Here is a 17995-nt window from a genome sequence, read left to right as displayed (position 1 = left end):
CCATGGTGCTCTCCGATATCTCGATTCGTCGCCCGGTCTTCGCCATGGTGATCAACCTGGTGGTGCTGCTGGTCGGCATCATCAGCTACCAGCGCCTCGCGGTACGGCTGATCCCCAACGTCGACACGCCGACCATCAACGTGTCGACCAGCTACCCAGGCGCCAGCGCGCAGGTGATCGAATCGCAGGTGACGCAGCCGATCGAGGATGCGCTGTCCGGTGTCGAAGGCATCGAGTACATGCAGTCGACCAGCCGCGAGCAATCCAGCCAGGTGACAATCCGCTTCCGCCTCAACCGCGACGCCGACGGCGCTGCATCCGACGTGCGCGACCGCGTGGCGCAGGCGCGGCAATTCCTGCCGGAGGAAGTCGACGAGCCGATCATCCAGAAGCAGGAAGCCGACCAGCAGCCGATCATCTACCTCGCGTTCTCCTCCGACCACCATTCGCAGGTCGAGATCGCCGACTACGCCGAAACGCTGGTCAAGGATCGCGTGCAGACCATCCCCGGCGTCGCGCAGGCACAGGTGTATTCCAGCACCTACGCGATGCGCATCTGGCTGCAGCCGCAACGCCTGGCCGGTTTCGGCCTGACCCCGGCCGATGTCGAGGACGCGCTGCGCAAGCAGAACGTCGAAATTCCGGCTGGTCGTGTCGAAGGCAACCAGCGCGAATTCACCGTGCTGTCGGAAACCGACTTGAAAACGCCGGAGCAATTCGGCGAGATCATCCTTGGTGACGTCAATGGCACCCTGGTGCGCCTGAAGGACGTCGCCAAGGTAGAGCTAGGCCAGGAGGAAGAACGCTTCCGCGCCCGCTACAACGGCAAGAACGCGGTGCCGCTGGGCATCGTCAAGCAAGCCGTGGCCAATCCGCTCGATATCTCCGCGGCGCTCGATGTGATGTTGCCGCAGATCACCGCATCGTTGCCGGAAGGGATGAAGGTGGAGATTGCGTACGACTCGACGATCTTCATCAAGAAGTCGATCGAGGAGGTCTACACCACCGTCGGCATCGCGATCGGACTGGTGATCATCGTGATCTTCCTGTTCCTGCGCAGCTGGCGTGCCACGCTGATCCCGCTGGTGACGATCCCGGTGTCGCTGATCGGTGCGTTCGCGTTGATGTACGCGTTCGATTTCACCATCAATACGCTCACGCTGCTGGCGATGGTGCTGGCGATCGGCCTGGTGGTCGACGACGCGATCGTGATGCTGGAGAACATCGTTCGCCACGTCGAGGAAGGCATGCCGCCGTTCGAGGCGGCATTGAAAGGTAGCAAGGAAATCGGATTCGCGATCATCGCGATGACGCTCACCCTTGCCGCGGTGTACGTGCCGCTGGCGTTCGCCACTGGCCGTACCGGCAAACTGTTCGTCGAGTTCGCGCTGACCTTGGCCGGTGCAGTCCTGGTCTCGGGTTTCACGGCATTGACGTTGTCGCCGATGATGGCGTCCAAGCTGTTGCGCGCCGACAACGGTCAGGGCCGCTTCTATCAGGCCGGCGAGCGCGTGTTGAAGTGGATCGACAGCCGCTACCGCATCGTGCTCACGCACCTGCTGGCATGGCGTGTTGCGGTACTCGCCGGGGCTGCGCTGGTGTTCGCATGCGCCATTGGCTTGTTCCTGTGGTTGCCGCAGGAAACGGCGCCGCAGGAGGATCAGGGTTTCATCCTGGCGATGGGCATCGCGCCGCAGGGCTCGACAGTCGAGTACACCGACAAGTACGCCACACAAATGGAAGGCATGCTGATGGCGCTGCCGGATCAGCAGCGCGTGTTCCAGATTGTCGGTTTCCCCGACGTGACGATGGCGATCGGCTTCACCATGCTCAAGGACTGGGATCAGCGGGAGCAGTCCGCCAAAGAGACCTCAGATGCCCTGGGCCAGCAGATGTTCTTCACGATTCCCGGCGTGATGGCCTTTACCCAGACTCCGCCGCCACTGGGTTCGGATGATTTCCTTGGCCAGCCGGTCAGTTTCGTGGTGCAGAGCACTGGCACTTGGGAGGAGCTTGGCGAGACCGTGCGCAAGCTGACGGCGAAGATGCAAGCCAACCCGAACCTCATCAACCCCGACACAGATCTCAAGCTCGACAAGCCGCAACTCAAGCTCGATGTGGATCGGGACAAGGTTGCGGCGGTCGGCAGCGATGTCACCACGGTCGGCCGCACGCTGGAAACGTTGCTGGGCGGGCGCAATGTCACCCGCTTCAAGAAGGGCGCAGAGCAATACGACGTGGTCGTGCAGGTCGAGGATGTCGACCGCCGCACACCAGGAGACCTGTCCAACATTTTCGTGCGCAGTGGAGACGGCCAGATGGTGCAGCTGTCGAACCTTGTTTCCGCGCGCGAGACGGTGGCTGCGAAGGAACTCAACCACTTCAACAAACTGCGTTCGGCCACGATCAGTGCAGGCCTGGCGCCGGGTTATCCGATCGGCGAAGCGCTCGAATGGATGGAGGGCACATTGAAGGAAGTCGCACCCGGCTCCCCCTATGACCTGTCGGGGCAGAGCCGCGAATTCCGCGAATCCTCCAGCGACTTTGTGATGATTTTCGCGCTGGCGCTGATTTTCATCTTCCTGGTGCTGGCCGCGCAGTTCGAAAGCTGGGTCGATCCGTTCGTGATTCTGCTGGGCTCGGTGCCGCTGGCGTTTTTCGGCGCATTGCTGCTGCTCAAACTGACCGGAGGTAGCTTCAACATCTACACGCAGATCGGCTTGGTGACGCTGGTGGGTCTGATCGCCAAGCACGGCATCCTGATCGTGGAGTTCTCCAATCAATTGCAGGAGCAAGGCAAATCGAAGCTGGACGCGGTGATCGATGCGGCCGCACTGCGCCTGCGCCCGATCCTGATGACCACCGGCGCGATGGTGCTGGGTTCGCTGCCACTGGCGATCGCCACGGGCGCCGGCGCCGAAGCGCGCAACCAGATCGGCTGGGTGATCGTTGGCGGTATGTCGATCGGCACCTTCTTCACCCTCTTCGTGGTGCCGGTGGTGTACTTGCTGATCGGTCGCGACCACCACAAAGCCGAGGCGCGCAAAGCGGCCAAGTTGAGGCAGTCGCCGGTCACCACCTGAAGCTCTGCTCCCTCCCTTTCGCCGAAGGCGAAGGGGAGGGTTGGGGAGGGGTGCTCTTGATCTTGCAGCTCCCCGCGAAAAGCACCCCCTCCAACCTCCCCCTACTCGCTGCGCGCGCAAGGGGAGGAGTAAGGGCAACAAAAAACCCGGCAGCGCGAGCTGCCGGGTTTTTGTTTGCGCGAGTGAAACGTGATTACTTGGCTTTTGCAGCCTTGGTCACCGTCTCGGCGGCATCCTTGGCCTGCTCGGTGGCAGCTTCGAACTGCGCCTTGGCGATCTGGCTGATGGCTTCATTGGCCTTCAGCGTGCGGCCGAACACTTCCTGGCCGGTGCTGAGCGCGCGCTCGGCGTTCTCGCGGGCGACCTGCAGGCCCTTCGGCCACACGGTCTTGAGCTGTTCCGGATCGCGGACGTCGGCGACTTCACCGAAGAAGGCGAAGGTGGCGGTGACGTTCTGCTCGAACGCAGCCAGCTGCAGGCCGAAAGCCTTGGTGGCGTTATCGAGGGCGAGGCGGTTGATCTGCGCCGCGGTGTCCGCGAACTGGCGCGAGGCGGCGGCGAACTGTTCGTTGAACTGCTGGTACATGGGAGGGACTCCACGGTGCGCCCAGCGGGATTGCCGGGTTTGTGCGGTGCAGCATAAGCCCCTTTATGTTGCAATGCAACATAACCTGATTTGTATTTATTAAGCCTTGTGAATCAATCGTTTAGCAACGAAGTGGAGGCTGGCCAGAAGGGTCAGGGCTGCCCGGTCAGTAGCGGCGCCATGGCCTACGTTGTCGCCAGGGGATCAGCAGTTCGGGGTCGCCGAGCGGTGGTTGGCGCAGGGCAGAGCCGTGACCGGACTACGCGCTTTATGCGCCACGGTAACGACAACCCGACGTGCAGGTTTCATGCACGACTACTTCATCGAGTAACGGCAGTTCGGGCTTGAGGCGTTCCCAGATCCAGCGGGCCAGGTTCTCGCTGGTCGGGTTGTCGAGTCCGTCGATGTCGTTCAAGTAATGATGATCGAGCCGGTCGTACAACGGCTGGAATGCGGTCTTGATATCGGCGAAATCCATCACCCAGCCGGCATGCGGGTCGACCTCGCCTGCGATATGCAACTCGATGCGGAAACTATGCCCGTGCAACCGGGCGCACTTGTGCCCTGGGCGCACGTTGGGCAACCGGTGCGCGGCTTCGATGGTGAAGACTTTGAAGATATCCATGCCGTTATTGTGCGCCCGGGCGGCCGTACACGGCTCAAGAAACGGCCATCCGGCATCCGCAAGACAGGCGTCGGCCGCTGCTGCAGTTGCACAGACACAAGGCAGTCACGCCGCGGGACCGGTCACGGCAAGGGCAGGAAACGGGGTGTACGTCACAGAACGCCGTGTTGCCCGCCGCGCGTACTGTGTTGTTGGCACGACGCTCGGTATCTTTCAGCCGACTACCGGTCGACGGAGGGCTTGCAACAGCTCTCTGTGATTGACGGGGCGGGGAAGGATCCAGCGCTGGGGAGCGCCCATACATGTCGATGTCGCGCCACCAGGGGTTCACCCTGATCGAGCTGATGGTCACGGTCATCGTCATGGCGATCATCCTGACGATCGCCATTCCCAGTTTCGAAGCCACGATCAATTCCAATCGCCTCACCGGGGCAGCCAACGAGTTGCTGGCTTCGCTGCAGGTGGCGCGACTGGAGGCCATCCGACGCAACAAGCGCATCGTCCTCTGCTTCAGCAGCGACGCGAACACGCCCAATCCGACGTGCGCTCCCGACAACGCGGGCGACGCGAGTGGCTGGATCACGTTTGTAGACCTCAACAAGAACGGCATGTACGACGACGGCGGCCCAGCGTTGTTGCGCACTACCACCGTCCACGACACCGTCAATGTCCTCGCCAGCAGCAACATCCCCGGAAAAGTGCGGGTGATGTTCCGCTCCGATGGTTTCGCCCGGGATAGCGCCGGTGTCGTCCTGCTCGTGGGTGCGATCGACATGTGCCTGCCGACGCGCAGGCCGACCGAAAACGTGCGTCGCATTTCGATTGGCTCTGGAAGTCGCATTTCGATCGCAAGGCACGATGCCGCCGGCAGTTGTGCCGCACCACCGGATCCCACCTCATGATCAGATACAGCAGAACCACTCCCCGTGGACCGAGGACGGTATCGGGCGTCGGCCTGATCGAGGTCCTCGTCGCCGTCGTCGTGCTCTCCTTCGGCATGCTGGGCCTGGCCGCGATGCAGGCCCTCGCGTTGCGCAGCAGCCAGAGCGCGCTCGAGCGCAGCCAGGCCGTAGTGCTTGCCTACGCGATCTTCGACTCAATGCGGGCGAATCGGGCGGTAGCGCTCATCGGCGGGTACGACATCCCGATGACCTGTGCGCCGCCGGACACCGGTGACCTCGTCGCCAACGACCTGCGTCGTTGGATCACCTCGATGCAACAGAACCAGGCATTGGGCGGTTCGGCCTGCGGCCAGATCACCTGCGGCAGCCTCGAATGCACGGTCACCGTGCAATGGAACGATTCCCGCGGCAATGGTGGCGAGGACCGGCACAAGATGAAGACGACGACACGCCTATGACTGCGATCCGCTTCCATCGCCCCCGGCATGCGCGGGGCGTCACTCTGGTCGAACTGATGATCGCGCTGGTGCTCGGCCTGGTCGTGACTGGCGCTGCGCTCGCGTTGTTCGCCACCAATCGGCGAACGTATCTCGCGACCGAAAGCCTGGGCCGCATCCAGGAAAACGTACGTGCCTCGTTCGAGCTGATGGCGCGTGACCTGCGCGAAGGCGCCGGCAATGCCTGCGGGAACGACGTCACCGAGGTCAACGTCCTTAAAAGTCCTGCAGGCCGTTGGTACACCGATTGGGCGGGCGGCATCCGCGGCTACAGCGATGCCACTGCGTTCCCCGATGCCGCCTTCGGCACCGCGCGGACACAGCGGGTCGCCGGGACCGATGCAATCGAGCTGAAGTCCGCTGTGAACGATGGTGTTCCGATCGTCGAACACGTGGCCACGTCGGCGCAGTTCAAACTCAACACCGTCAATCATGGTTTCCGTGTGGGCGACATCGCGGTCGCCTGTGATCCCGGCCACGCGGCGATCCTGCAGGTCACCGGACCCGCATCCGCACCGGGTACCAACACCGAGATCGTGCATAACACCGGCGCTGCAGTGATTCCCGGCAACTGCACCAAAGGCCTCGGTGGCGAGGGCGTGCAGAGCGCCTGCACCACCGGCGGCATCGAATACACCTTCGGGTGCTTCAACGGCGACAAGACGACCTGCACCGCCGCGGACGAGAAATGGCCGGCGATCCTGGCCAAGCTGCGCGCGTCGCGGTGGTATGTCGGCTACAACGGCCGCGATGGCGGGCAGGGGCGGTCGCTCTACCAGAGCGTGCTCGCCAACAGCGGCGGCGTGTTGAACACGGTTTCCCAGGAGATCGCGGAAGGCGTGCGTGACATGCAGATCAGCTATCTGCTCAACGGCGCAGCGAACTACGTCGAGGCGAATTCGACCTGGACGACGGGCGATATCGCCAACATCGTCGCGGTCAGGATCGTCCTGGTCATCCAGGGGCAGGACCAGGCTGGTACGGACGGAAACGCGTTGCAGCGGTCCCTTGAACACGTCGTCACCATCCGGAATCGGGCGCCATGATCCGCACGACCAATTCTCCAAAAGCGCAGCAGGGCGTTGCCCTCGCAGTCGTGCTGATCCTGCTGCTGGTCATGACGTTGCTCGCCCTCGTCAGCTTGCGCGGCACCCTGATGGAAGAGCGCATGAGCGCCAACCTGATGGATCGCAGCCTCAGTTTCCAAGCGGCGGAGGCGGCGTTGCGCGAAGGCGAGGCGCTTGCAGCCAGCAAACCGGCGTTGCCCGCCAGTGGTTGCAGCAATGGCGTGTGCGCGATCCCTGATCCCAGCGCAGCGCCGCACTGGCTCGACGACACGGTCTGGGCCACGGCGCGCGTCGCCGAAGTCAAGGTGGGCGGCATCACCGCCAAGCCCAAGTACATCGTCGAACTGCTTGCCGACAACGTGCCGGCCAAAGGCAGTTGCACGACAGGCGAGGACGTGTCGCCGGAAGAGGCGTGTTCCGGCAAGGAGCGCCGTTATCGCATCACTGCGCGCAGCGAAGCGGATGGTCGCGCCGAAGTGATGTTGCAGACCAACTATGCGGTGCCTTGAGACAGGACGTGCCATGACCGACCAGATCACCGTCGCTACGCGACCGAGCCCATGCGAGACACCGAAGCGGAAGGTCTTCGCGCGACTCTTGCCGGGCGCTTTCGCGTTCTTCGCGACCTTGTTGTCGCTGCCGATCCAGGCGGTCACCATCCCGGCCGTGCCGCTGCAATCGGGTTCTGCCTATCCGCCGGCGAACGTGATGTTCATCCTCGACGATTCCGGGTCGATGGAATATTTCTCGATGCCGCACGACGTCTCCGACTGGGACGACCTCGACAACGACTTGCAGGACAAATTCCACGGCAACAACACGATCTATTACAACCCTGCGACGACATACCTGCCGTGGATCAAGGCAGACAACACGCGCTATGCCACCGGCATGTCCTACGCCAGTGCCTGGGATCACCCCAGCTTGCTGCAGAACGCAGTCGACTTGTCCGACGAAACACAGACGTATTTCGTGCCGAAGGCAGGCGTCACCGACCTGACCGACTTTGCGAACTTCCATCGCTACCAGATCCGCGAGGTCGGGACGCAGGTGCGCGTTGTCCGCAGCGAATACGTACGGCGGACAAGCGGCAATGAAGGCGTGGCCAACGCAGGCTGCGGAGGCAACGGGACGCGAACCTGGAGGAACTGCGAGTTCGCCACGCCAACTGGTCGCACCGAGGATGAGGAAAAAGGCAACTACGCCACCTGGTATTCCTACCACCGCACGCGCATGAAGGTGGCGAAAGCTGGTGCCAGCGAGGCCTTCAGCCAGCTGGCTTCCAATCTGCGGGTCGGTTACGACTCGATCTGGAATCGCAGTCCTTTTCCGATTCCGGTAGGCACGGACGAGGGCTTGTTCCAGGACGGCAACCGCCAGACCTGGTTCGAACGGCTGCATGCCGCCAATGGTGGCGGCCGCACGCCGCTGAAAGGCGCACTGCAGCGCGCCGGTGAGTACTTCTCTGACAGCAGCGCCAGCGGTCCATGGGGACCAGTCACGGGCAATGCCCAGATCAGTTGCCGCCAGAACTTCGCGATCCTGACCACCGACGGCTACTGGAACGACAGCACCGGATACACGTCGCCGGTCGGCGACGCGGACAACACTGCCGGCCCGACCGTCACCAACACGGCGGGGAGCAGCTATTCCTATAGTCCGCTCAAACCGTACATCGACAACTTCAGCACGTCGCCAAGAACCCAGCCGGACACACTGGCCGACGTTGCCATGTATTACTGGAAGCGCGACCTGGTCAACACGCTGGAGAACAACGTTCCGGCTTCGCTCGCGGACCCCGCGTTCTGGCAACACATGGTCACCTTCGGCGTTTCCATCGGTTTGCAGGGCAAGTTGAACCCGAAGACAGACCTGGTCTCGCTGAAGAACGGCAGCCTGCATTGGGGCGACCCGACCAACGCCGAGGACGCCGATCGCATCGACGATCTCTGGCATGCATCGGTGAACGGCCACGGAAGTTTCGTCACAGCCAGGAATCCGACCGAATTCGTCGAGGGTTTGTTGGAAGTGCTCACTTCGGTCGCCGCGCGCCTGGGTTCGGCTTCGAACGTTTCCACCAACAGCACGTCGTTCACGTCCGACACCCGCATTTTCCAGGCGACGTATATCTCGGGGAAATGGACCGGCGAACTCGCTGCCTTCGGTGCGACCCGGGCCGGCGTTGCAACCACGTCGGACTGGAAGGCCTCGGAACACATTCCCGCGACTGGCCGCAACGTGCTCACCTGGAACGGCAGCCGCGGCGCGGCGTTCCCGACGTCGGCGCAGGAGGCAGCGCTGGTGCGAGCCAGCGGGATCGCCACGGTCACCGGTGCACAGAACGCCGCCTACATCAAGGGTGCGACGACACTCGAGAAGCGCAACGGCGGCAATTTGCGTGACCGCGATAGTCTGCTCGGCGATATCGTCAATTCGTCTCCGATGTACGTGAAGGAGAACGAGACCCTCTTCGTCGGCGCCAACGACGGCATGTTGCATGCGATCGATGCATCGAACGGTGCCGAGCGTTTCACCTATATCCCGGGCGGCGTCAGCACGAGCGATCTCGCCACGCTGAGCGATCCGCAGTACACCAATAACCACAAGTACTTCGTGGACGGCCCGGTCGTTGTTTCGACCCGGAAGCAGACGCCCGACAAGAACTATCTCGTCGGTGCGCTCGGTCGCGGCGGCAAAGGCGTGTTCGGCCTCGATGTCACAAATGCCGCCAGCTTCGGCACCAACGACGTGCTGTGGGAGAGGAATGGTGGCGCCAACATGGGCCAGGTGCTCGGAGAGCCTCTGATCGTCACGCTCAACGATACCGACAGGACCAGTGCCGTCATCGTCAGCAATGGCATCAACAGCAGCAATGGGCACGCGGTGCTGTTCGTGCTCGACCTCGCCACGGGCGCAGTGATCAGTGAAATCGACACTGGTGCCGGCGGCGACAACGGACTATCGGCCCCACGCGGCCGTGATATCGATGCCAACGGCACCGTCGACCAAGTGTATGCCGGCGATCTGAAGGGCAACCTGTGGAAATTCGACTTGACCAGCGCCACGCCTGCAAGTTGGGGCGTCGCCTATGGTGGGCAACCGCTATTCAAAACGCAGGCAAATCAGCCGATCACGGGCGGCATCGTCGTCGCGCGTAACCCGATCGATGGCCAACGCTGGATCTTCTTCGGCACGGGTAGCTTCATGACCAGTGCAGACCTGACCGACACTTCGATCCAATCGATGTACGGGATTATCGACGATGGCGTTGCCACAGTCGCATTATCAGAACTCGCCGAGCGACAGATCCTGGTGACCACCACGCTGGACGGTCGTACGGTTCGCGGTTTCGAATCATCGGCCGTGCTCCCCAGCGGCAAGAAGGGTTGGTATGTCGACCTGGATGATCCAGCTGCAGGCGAGCGCATCATCACCAGGCCGTTGCTGCGCGGCAACGCATTGGAGACAGCGAGCATCATTCCCCCGACCGCTTCCGCGTGCGATGCCGGAGGCCGCGGCTTCATCAACGCGATCGATGCCTTTACCGGGACGAGTTTGCCGGCGCCGTTCTTCGACGCCAATGGCGATGGCAAGTTCGATGATGACGACAAGATCGGCGCTGGCGGCGCGACGGTTCCGGTGGGATCGATCGACTTGGGCGTCGGCATGCCGACGATGCCTACGATGATCGACGTCCTGGTGGTGGCGGGCGGCTCCAAAGGCAACGTCGGCTCGGTGCTCACCAACCCGCCAGGCGGCGCGCCCCGTCGGATCCGCTGGCGTGAAATCCTCAAGGATTGAAATGCATTGCAATGCTTCTGCAACGCCTCGGGTTGTGATGCGCCCTGTATCGGATCGGCGCCGTCGGGCTGGCTTTACCTTGCTCGAATTGATGATCGTGGTTTTGGTGATCGCGGTCCTCGCATCACTGGCGATGGCGGGTTACGACTTCGCGGTCCTCAAAACCCGGCGTAGTGCCGCACAGGGATGCTTGGCCGAGGCGGCGCAGTTCATGGAGCGCTTCTACACGACCAACCTCAACTACCAAACGGACCTGGCAGGAGCGTCTGTGTCCCTGCCCAGGTGTTCCGCGGACGTGACGCCGTACTACGCGGTTGGTTTCGTGGCGGGCCAGCCGACGGCGACGACATTCACGATCACCGCGATCCCGCAAGGCGGTCAGGCCAAGGAAAAGAATTGCGGAACGATGACCGTCAACGAAAAGGGCCTGAGGACTCCGGCCGGCGATTGCTGGTGATTCGCGGAGTACTTGCCGCCAGATGCTCGCGGCGACGCGCTGGACAGAAGCCTGCGAATTGGCGAGGCGACCTTTACTGTTTGGCGCGCAAAGGTGCGTGGTTTGGTGGCTATGGGTGGACTCGAACCACCGACCCCAGCATTATGAGTGCTGTGCTCTAACCGGCTGAGCTACATAGCCACGCGGTGAACCGCGAATTATTCCTGTTCATGGCGGTGCCGTCAACGTGAATTGGGCACGCCGGGCCCGCGCTTGTCGCCCTGTGCCGCGCGTGGCAGAGTCGGAACCAGTGAATTTGATGGAGTCCGCATCGTGATCGATCCGGACGGTTACCGCCCCAACGTGGGCATTGTGCTGATGCATCCCGACGGCCGTGTGTTCTGGGCGCGGCGCGTGCATCGCGATGGGTGGCAATTCCCGCAAGGCGGGATGAACACCGACGAGACGCCGCTGGAGGCGATGTATCGCGAGTTGCGCGAGGAAACCGGGCTACTGCCCGAGCATGTCGCTGTGCTCGGCGTGACCCCTGGTTGGCTGCGCTACCGGCTACCGCCTCGGGCGATTCGTCGCCACGACAGGCTGGTCTGCATCGGCCAAAAGCAGGTGTGGTTCCTGCTGCAGCTCACCGGGCAGGAGTCCGACCTGCACCTGGACCTGACCGAGAAGCCCGAGTTCGATCTTTGGCGCTGGGTCGATTTCTGGTATCCACTCGAACACGTGGTGACCTTCAAGCGCGGTGTCTATGCCAGCGCCTTGCGCCATCTGGCGCCATTCGCCCGGCAAGTCGCGGGGACGCAGGCAATCCCGAATCTGGCCCTGGACCTGCGTCCGTTCCCCGGCGGCCCAGGCGGGCGCAGCCGCCAGCGTCCGCGGACGCGGACGGCAGGGGGTCGTTCAGATAGCGGGCGCTCCGACACCGAGCCCGGACAGAATTGACAATCATTCTCATTTGTGGCGAAAATCATCACAGATTTCCACCCGTGACTTTCCGACCGTGTACGTCTGCATCTGCAATGGTGTCACCGACCGCGATATCCGCCAGGCCGCTGAAGCGGGCTGTCGCAGCCTGCCGGAACTGACCATGCGCACCGGTTGTGGCGCAACCTGTGGCACCTGCCTGGAGACCGCCGCGGCGATCCTTGATGAAGCGCGGCATCCGCGCGAACTGCCAGTCCTGCAGGTCGCGGCCTAAGCCCGCGATCGCGCTTCATCCCCTGGTTGCAAATGCGTCGCGAATGCACTCGATTCGCGTTTCGTCATTGCGCGCGTCGCAGCGCTAGAGTGCCTGCCATCCAGACGCACGGAGCACTGTCATGAAGGGCGACCCCAAGGTCATCGAGCACCTCAACAAGGCGCTCTACAACGAGTTGACCGCGATCAACCAGTATTTTCTCCACGCCAAGATGCTGAAGAACTGGGGGCTGAAGGAACTCGCCGAGTACGAGTACAAGGAATCGATCGACGAGATGAAGCACGCCGACAAGTTGGCGGAGCGCATCCTGTTCCTCGATGGCCTACCCAACTTCCAGGCACTGGGCAAACTGAAGATCGGCGAGAACCCGCGCGAGCTGTTGCAGTGCGACCTGGCGCTGGAGCTGGAAGCGCTGCCGGTCCTGAAGACGGCAATCGCGTATTGCGAGTCGATTGGCGATTTCGTCAGCCGGCACCTGTTCGCAGACATCCTCGATTCCGAGGAAGAACATATCGACTGGATCGAGACGCAACTGGCGTTGATCGAGCGCCTGGGCGAACAGAACTACCTGCTGACCAAGATCGAAGAGTGAACTAAGCCTCGGCGGGGCGTTTCGTCGCTTGCAGCCTCGCCTGCAGCGCATTGCGCGCGCGCGCGAATTCGTCGGCGAGGATGGCGACCGCGACCGCAGGGCGATCAAGCGTCTGCATGCGCGCACCGAGTTCAATGCGCTTGGCTGCAGCCGACAGCGCCATCGCACCCAGATTGGCGCTGGAGGACTTCAGTGAGTGCGCGGCGTCGCGGAGCGCGGCATAGTCAGGCCCGAGCGCAGCCTGTTCCAGTTGCGCCAGCAGTTGAGGCGTGTCTTCGAGGAAGACAGTGACAATGCGTCCGGCGTCTTGGCCGATCACCGCATACAACTCGTCCAGCGCTTCATCATCCAGCACCGGCTCGGATTCGGCGGCGACCAGGGGCACCGTCGTGATGGGCGCCTGCGCGGCGGTTGAGACGGCCGGCGTCATCATGGCCGGAGTGGTGGTGATCGGCTCCGGGGTACCTGGAATCTCGCGACTGAGCGGCGTGGTGCGCGCGTGCATACGCTCGCCTGGTTTCGGCAGCCAGCGGTTGAGGCACTGTTCGAGCTGGCCACGGGTGACCGGCTTGGCCAGATAATCGTCCATGCCGGCATCGAGGCAGCGTTGGCGATCGCCCGCCATGGCGTTGGCCGTCATGGCGACGATCGGCAGGCGTGGGCCTGTCGGGTCGGCCGATTCGTGGTCGCGCCAGCGACGCGTGGCGCTGTAGCCGTCGAGCACCGGCATCTGGCAGTCCATCAACACCAGATCGTAATTGCCATCACGTATGCGCAGCAGCGCGGCCTCGCCGTTGGTAGCAGTGTCGCAATCCAGTCCGAGCACGCCGAGCAGGCGCTGCGCCACCAGCAGGTTGACCGGGTTGTCTTCGACCAGCAGCACCCGCGCCTGCCAATGTGCCGGACTGCTGCCCGTGCCCGTTGCTGGCGAGGGAGTAACGGGTGCGGTGCGGGGCGAAGGCCGGGTCAGTGCGATCCGCAAATCTGCGTCCGGCGGCTGTCGCGGCAGCACAGTCGCGCCGTTGAAAAGCTCCTGCGGAACCTCGTCGTCGCCGCTGAGGTACACCAATCGCACGTCGCCGAAGGCCGCCTGCCGACCGACATTGCGATGCAGTGCCAGCGCCGTGTTGCGCATGCCGGAGAGATCGGCGAGTACCGCGCCGTAACGCCACGGTGGTCCTTGCGTCGCCGCCGCGCGCAGGCGATCGAGTGCTTCCTGCGTGGTTTCGACTGCGGTCACCCGCAGGCCCCAGTTAGGCAACAGCATGCTCAGTCGGCTGCGCAGGCGCGCATCGGCGGTGAGCAGCAGCAAGCGGCTGCCGCTGACATCGGCTTCGCGCGTGGGCATGTCGCCGTGAACTTTCAGGAGCGGCACTTCGAAGTGGAAGATGGCGCCGTGGCCTGGTTCGGATTCCACGCCGATGCGTCCGCCCATCAAGTCCACGATGCGCTTGCAGATCGCCAGACCCAGGCCAGTGCCGCCGTACAGCCGGGTGGTCGATGCGTCGGCTTGAGAAAACGCACGGAACAGCCGTGCCTGCGCATCCGACGAGATGCCGATACCGGTGTCGCGGACTTCGAAGCGCAACTGGTGCTGGGTCGCGGTTTCGCCGATACGCCGCACGTTCAGCGCGATCGAGCCGCGTTCGGTGAATTTGACCGCATTGCTGATCAGGTTGGTCAACACCTGGCGCAAGCGCACCGGGTCGCCGCGTACCGGCAGGCGCACGGCGGGGTCCAGGTGCAGGTGCAGGCGCAAGCCCTTGGCCTCGGCCGGGCGCTCCATCAGTTGCATCACCGCTTCCAGCAACTCGCGCAGGTTGTAGCTGGTGGTTTCCAGTTCGAGTTTGTCGGCTTCGAGCTTGGAGTAGTCGAGGATATCGTCGACGATGCGCAGCAACTGCTGCGATGAAGTAAACGCGGTGCGCACCAGTTCGTGTTGGTCGGGCAGCAGGCGCGCGTGCATCAACAGGTCGAGCATCGGCACGATGCCGTTGAGCGGGGTGCGGATCTCATGGCTCATCGTGGCGAGGAATTCGCCCTTGGCCAGCACCGCCGATTCCGCTGCCTGCTTTGCCTGGGTGAGTTGCTGTTCCAACTCATGGTGGCGGTGGATTTCCTTCTGCAGCGCGTCGACCTCAGCCTGGCCGCGCTGCGCGCGCTCGGCGACAACGTCGAACTGTGCTTCGCGCCGGCGCATCACCACCATCACCACGACCATTGCGAGCAGTGCCATCAGGACCAGCAGCAGCGCGGCGCTCTGCCACGGACCACGCAGGCCGAGGCCCTCCAGCGCCAAGGCCAGCGCGGCACCGCCGGCAGTGCCCAGGGCCAGCCAGCGCACCATCAGCCAACGGCTAGCGCTACGTTCGGTCACTACAGCACCGCGTGATGGAAGTCGAAGTCGAGTTCGCTGACCGCCTGCTGCACCAGGTTGCCCTGGATGAAGTCGATGCCACCCATCCACAAGGTCGCGGCCGCCTGCGGGTCTTCGACGCGATGGCCGATGACCTGCAGGCCGAGGCGATGCGCGCGTTCGATCGCCACCCGCATTTCATCGCGCAGTGGACCGTCGCTCTGACCATTGGCGTAGCGCGCCGACAACCGCACGTAACCCAGCGGCAATTGCGTGAGCAATGCGTCGGCATCAGCGCCATGCTCGTACTGGCTGAGGCAGAACTGCACGCCTACCGGCACCATCTGTTCGCAGAACTGGCGCAGCGTGACCGAATGGATCAATGCGTCGGCGAGGCGCAGATCGATCACAAGCGACGGGCCTTCGAGTTCACGTGCCGTCATCGCCTGCGTCAGCCAGTCCGCATAGCCATCGCGTGCGAGCGTACGCGGCGATTGCGGTACGAACAGCCGTACCGGCCGGCTTTGCGCGCGGCGTTGATGCAACACGCCGAGCGCGTGTTCGAGCACCCAGCGGTCGATGTCGGGAATCAGCCCAGCGGCTTCCGCAGCGGGAACGAAATCGGCAGCGTTGTGCAGTACGCCGTCGCTGTCGCGCAGGCGTAACAGGGTCTGGTATTGCGCCTCATCGCCGCCTGCGACAGCGACGATGGGCTGGAAGATCATTTCGAACCGGTTTTCGGCGAGGGCGCTGTTGAGCTGGTCGGACAGATCGCGATCGGCGGCGCCGTCGCGCTGCGGCGGCATGTAGGCGACCAGCCCGATCGGGGTATTGCGCGCTTGGCGCGCGGCTTGTTCGGCCGCTTCCAGCGCGTCGCCGGCATCGGTGAAACCGTGCCGCAATGCAGTGAACCCAACTGAAGTGCGCAGCCGCAACGCGTCGCCGCCATCGACGGTGAACGGATGATGGCCAAGGCCGTCGCGCAAGGCGCGCGCCTGCGCTTCCAGTTGTGCTTCAGCCGCATCCGGGGCGAATACCAGGAAGGCGTTGTCGTTGAGGCGGGTCGCAGGGTTCGTCCCGGCGAGCGTGCCGATCTGGCGCCCGGCTTCGGTCATCAGCCGCTCCAGCGTGGCATAGCCGTAACGCTCGCGCAGGCTGGCGGTGTGTGCGATTTCCAGGAAGAACACGCCACCGCGGGTGTTCGGCAGATGAGCGCTGAGCTGTTGCAGCAGGATCGGACGAGTCAGCAGTCCGGTTGCCGGGTGCCGGCTGCCGTCGCCACTGCGTTGCTTTCCGAGTGCGCGTGCGCGCTTGACGCGGCTTTCCACCGCCGCGACCAGGTGCCGGGGACGGATGGGCTTTTGCAGGAAATCGTCAGCGCCGCATTCGAGCACTTCAAATTGCTTTTCCGGATCGGGATCACCGGTGAGGAACACGATCGGGGTATGCAGGAAAGCCTCGTGCTGGCGGATCAGCGAGGTCAGCTCGGTACCGCTGAGCCCCGGCATATGCAGGTCCATCAGCACCAGGTCGGGCCGTACGCGCGCCATGGTTTCCAGCACGTCATGCGGCTCGGACGCAACCAGGGCTTCGATACCGGCGCCGTTGAGCACGCCTTCGGCGAACAGCGCTTGGGCGCGGTCGTCTTCGACGATCAATACCCTGTATGGCGGTTCGCCGCCATCGCCGGCAACGGTGTGCGTCGTGGCGGTTGCAATCGTCGTTGTCACAGGCGGTGGTGCGTCGCCGCTCCAACGCTGCCAATACTGCGGCGGTGGGGTTTCGGCGCGGCTGATCGACTCGGGCTGCGTTGCTTCGGACAGTGGCAATTGCAGCAACAGGTTTTCAACAATGGCGATCAGGTTGGCGGTCGCGGCCGCATCGGGCAGGCGCTGTGCCTGGCGGGCGGCCGAGAGCGGTCCGCGCAGCTGCGCCAGCGAACTTGTCCACAGCGGGTCAAGCGTGCCGGCCGTGCTGTAGAGGCGTTCGACTTCATGTGCGACTTGTTCCAGTGCACTGATGTCCCAGCTCTGTCCGCGGCGGCTGCGCAACTGCGCAGCAAGCCCCTCGACGCTGGCGCGGAACTGCGACGAAGGATCGCCCGCTTTCGCTTTCTTGTTGCGACTGTTGGATTTGGTGGCGGACATCGGCCCTCCCGGCGGCTGCCGCCAATATTACGTGGTCATCAATATTTCACGGAATTTCCGCGCTGGACCGGCCAGCACTACGAACGCTGCACTTGGCCGGTTGGCACTTGCGGCGCGCGTCGGAACAGCTTGCGCCACAACCACCACACGCCCAGCGCAAACAGCACGCTGACTGCGATCACCAGCGTCAGCGCGATCCACGGGTGCGCGAACGCCAGCGCCAACCCGCCGACCACGGCGACATCCTCGGTGACCGAAGCGGTCCAATTGCTGACCGGTTCCGGCGAAGTGTTGAGCAGGGCGCGCGAGCCCGACTTCAATAGATGACTGGTCAGCGCCACACCGGCGCCGGTGGCGAGCATGCCGGCGCCGAGTTCGCCGTTAGGCGACAGCGTCGCGGCCGCGAGGAAGGCCCCTGCCGGCACCCGCAGCAAGGTGTGCAGCAGGTCCCAACCAGAATCGACCCCCGGGATCTTATCGGCGAAGAACTCGGCCACGGCCAGCGTACCGGCGGTGCCTATGACCCATGGTGACTGGGTGACCTGCAGTGCTTCCGGCAGGTCCAGCCAGCCGAAGGCACCGGCCACGCCGACGCCGAACACGGTGAGATACACGCGGATCCCGGCCAGCCACGCCAGCAACACACCAATCGCGAACAGATGGGCTTCGGACATGACGACCCCCGGTAGA

Annotated in this window: 15 protein-coding genes and 1 tRNA gene; 10 read left to right on the top strand and 6 right to left on the bottom strand. The window is 63.6% G+C overall.

Annotated features, from left to right (window positions below):
• Positions 1-2: 2 nt before the first annotated feature.
• The gene (locus MO486_RS10460) at positions 3-3083 is read left to right on the top strand and encodes an efflux RND transporter permease subunit (RefSeq protein ID WP_242907195.1); all 3081 of its coding nucleotides are present in this window, start codon (positions 3-5) and stop codon (positions 3081-3083) included.
• Positions 3084-3276: 193 nt separating this feature from the next.
• Here the strand turns inward: MO486_RS10460 and MO486_RS10455 are convergent, their stop codons facing one another.
• Together MO486_RS10455 and queD are read right to left on the bottom strand one after the other, a co-directional pair.
• Entirely contained in the window at positions 3277-3669 is a 393-nt protein-coding gene (locus MO486_RS10455; RefSeq protein WP_242907193.1) for a phasin family protein, read from the bottom strand.
• Positions 3670-3937: 268 nt separating this feature from the next.
• Positions 3938-4294, bottom strand: coding sequence for a 6-carboxytetrahydropterin synthase QueD (gene queD, locus MO486_RS10450; RefSeq protein ID WP_242907191.1), 357 nt, complete (start codon positions 4292-4294; stop codon positions 3938-3940).
• A gap of 302 nt (positions 4295-4596) precedes the next feature.
• Between queD and MO486_RS10445 the strand changes: the two genes are divergently transcribed.
• From MO486_RS10445 to MO486_RS10420, 6 genes are read left to right on the top strand one after another with little or no spacing between them, the layout of a single operon-like run.
• Positions 4597-5196 (top strand): GspH/FimT family pseudopilin, encoded by a 600-nt coding sequence (locus tag MO486_RS10445; protein ID WP_242907189.1) that lies wholly within the window; start codon positions 4597-4599, stop codon positions 5194-5196.
• Complete coding sequence (gene pilV / locus MO486_RS10440) at positions 5193-5654, top strand: type IV pilus modification protein PilV (RefSeq protein ID WP_242907187.1); 462 nt, start codon at positions 5193-5195, stop codon at positions 5652-5654. Before MO486_RS10445 ends, pilV begins: the two co-directional genes overlap by 4 nt.
• On the top strand, positions 5651-6739 hold the full coding sequence (locus MO486_RS10435; RefSeq protein WP_242907184.1) for a PilW family protein: 1089 nt from the start codon (positions 5651-5653) through the stop codon (positions 6737-6739). The genes pilV and MO486_RS10435 overlap by 4 nt, the downstream gene beginning before the upstream one ends.
• Positions 6736-7269, top strand: a complete 534-nt coding sequence (locus MO486_RS10430) for a PilX N-terminal domain-containing pilus assembly protein (RefSeq protein WP_242907182.1) — start codon at positions 6736-6738, stop codon at positions 7267-7269. Before MO486_RS10435 ends, MO486_RS10430 begins: the two co-directional genes overlap by 4 nt.
• Before the next feature lie 13 nt (positions 7270-7282).
• A complete protein-coding gene (locus MO486_RS10425; RefSeq protein WP_242907180.1) occupies positions 7283-10561 on the top strand; it encodes a PilC/PilY family type IV pilus protein in 3279 nt (1092 codons plus the stop codon).
• 1 nt (position 10562) lies between these two features.
• Entirely contained in the window at positions 10563-11018 is a 456-nt protein-coding gene (locus MO486_RS10420; protein ID WP_345779209.1) for a type IV pilin protein, read from the top strand.
• Positions 11019-11121: 103 nt separating this feature from the next.
• On the opposite strand, the gene MO486_RS10415 is transcribed toward MO486_RS10420, so the two are convergent.
• A tRNA-Met gene (locus MO486_RS10415) sits at positions 11122-11198 on the bottom strand.
• Positions 11199-11330: 132 nt separating this feature from the next.
• Here MO486_RS10415 and MO486_RS10410 point away from each other — a divergent pair.
• The 3 genes from MO486_RS10410 (at position 11331) to bfr (ending at position 12802) form a co-directional block, all read left to right on the top strand.
• Positions 11331-11954: an RNA pyrophosphohydrolase gene (locus MO486_RS10410; RefSeq protein ID WP_242907176.1), complete on the top strand. Its 624-nt coding sequence runs from the start codon at positions 11331-11333 to the stop codon at positions 11952-11954.
• 58 nt (positions 11955-12012) lie between these two features.
• Entirely contained in the window at positions 12013-12210 is a 198-nt protein-coding gene (locus MO486_RS10405; RefSeq protein ID WP_242907174.1) for a (2Fe-2S)-binding protein, read from the top strand.
• Positions 12211-12331: 121 nt separating this feature from the next.
• Positions 12332-12802: a bacterioferritin gene (bfr, locus tag MO486_RS10400; RefSeq protein WP_242907164.1), complete on the top strand. Its 471-nt coding sequence runs from the start codon at positions 12332-12334 to the stop codon at positions 12800-12802.
• 1 nt (position 12803) lies between these two features.
• Here bfr and MO486_RS10395 read toward each other — a convergent pair whose 3' ends face one another.
• From MO486_RS10395 to MO486_RS10385, 3 genes are all read right to left on the bottom strand, one after another.
• A complete protein-coding gene (locus MO486_RS10395) occupies positions 12804-15179 on the bottom strand; it encodes a hybrid sensor histidine kinase/response regulator (RefSeq protein WP_242907162.1) in 2376 nt (791 codons plus the stop codon).
• Positions 15179-17305, bottom strand: a complete 2127-nt coding sequence (locus MO486_RS10390; RefSeq protein WP_242907160.1) for an EAL domain-containing protein — start codon at positions 17303-17305, stop codon at positions 15179-15181. Before MO486_RS10390 ends, MO486_RS10395 begins: the two co-directional genes overlap by 1 nt.
• 77 nt (positions 17306-17382) lie before the next feature.
• The gene (locus MO486_RS10385; RefSeq protein WP_242907157.1) at positions 17383-17979 is read right to left on the bottom strand and encodes a DUF4126 domain-containing protein; all 597 of its coding nucleotides are present in this window, start codon (positions 17977-17979) and stop codon (positions 17383-17385) included.
• Positions 17980-17995: the final 16 nt, after the last annotated feature.

The organism is Lysobacter sp. CFH 32150, assembly GCF_022758295.1.
GTDB lineage: Bacteria > Pseudomonadota > Gammaproteobacteria > Xanthomonadales > Xanthomonadaceae > CFH-32150.
Note: the sequence above shows the minus strand (reverse complement) of the source record. Positions and strands in the feature narration are given on the sequence as shown.

What these genes read in the sequence shown, in the direction of transcription:
- MO486_RS10460 (WP_242907195.1), top strand. Translation starts at nt 3, where the DNA reads ATGGTGCTCTCCGATATCTCGATTCGTCGCCCGGTCTTCGCCATGGTG.
- MO486_RS10455 (WP_242907193.1), bottom strand. Translation starts at nt 3,669, where the DNA reads ATGTACCAGCAGTTCAACGAACAGTTCGCCGCCGCCTCGCGCCAGTTC.
- queD (WP_242907191.1), bottom strand. Translation starts at nt 4,294, where the DNA reads ATGGATATCTTCAAAGTCTTCACCATCGAAGCCGCGCACCGGTTGCCC.
- MO486_RS10445 (WP_242907189.1), top strand. Translation starts at nt 4,597, where the DNA reads ATGTCGATGTCGCGCCACCAGGGGTTCACCCTGATCGAGCTGATGGTC.
- pilV (WP_242907187.1), top strand. Translation starts at nt 5,193, where the DNA reads ATGATCAGATACAGCAGAACCACTCCCCGTGGACCGAGGACGGTATCG.
- MO486_RS10435 (WP_242907184.1), top strand. Translation starts at nt 5,651, where the DNA reads ATGACTGCGATCCGCTTCCATCGCCCCCGGCATGCGCGGGGCGTCACT.
- MO486_RS10430 (WP_242907182.1), top strand. Translation starts at nt 6,736, where the DNA reads ATGATCCGCACGACCAATTCTCCAAAAGCGCAGCAGGGCGTTGCCCTC.
- MO486_RS10425 (WP_242907180.1), top strand. Translation starts at nt 7,283, where the DNA reads ATGACCGACCAGATCACCGTCGCTACGCGACCGAGCCCATGCGAGACA.
- MO486_RS10420 (WP_345779209.1), top strand. Translation starts at nt 10,563, where the DNA reads ATGCATTGCAATGCTTCTGCAACGCCTCGGGTTGTGATGCGCCCTGTA.
- bfr (WP_242907164.1), top strand. Translation starts at nt 12,332, where the DNA reads ATGAAGGGCGACCCCAAGGTCATCGAGCACCTCAACAAGGCGCTCTAC.
- MO486_RS10390 (WP_242907160.1), bottom strand. Translation starts at nt 17,305, where the DNA reads ATGTCCGCCACCAAATCCAACAGTCGCAACAAGAAAGCGAAAGCGGGC.
- MO486_RS10385 (WP_242907157.1), bottom strand. Translation starts at nt 17,979, where the DNA reads ATGTCCGAAGCCCATCTGTTCGCGATTGGTGTGTTGCTGGCGTGGCTG.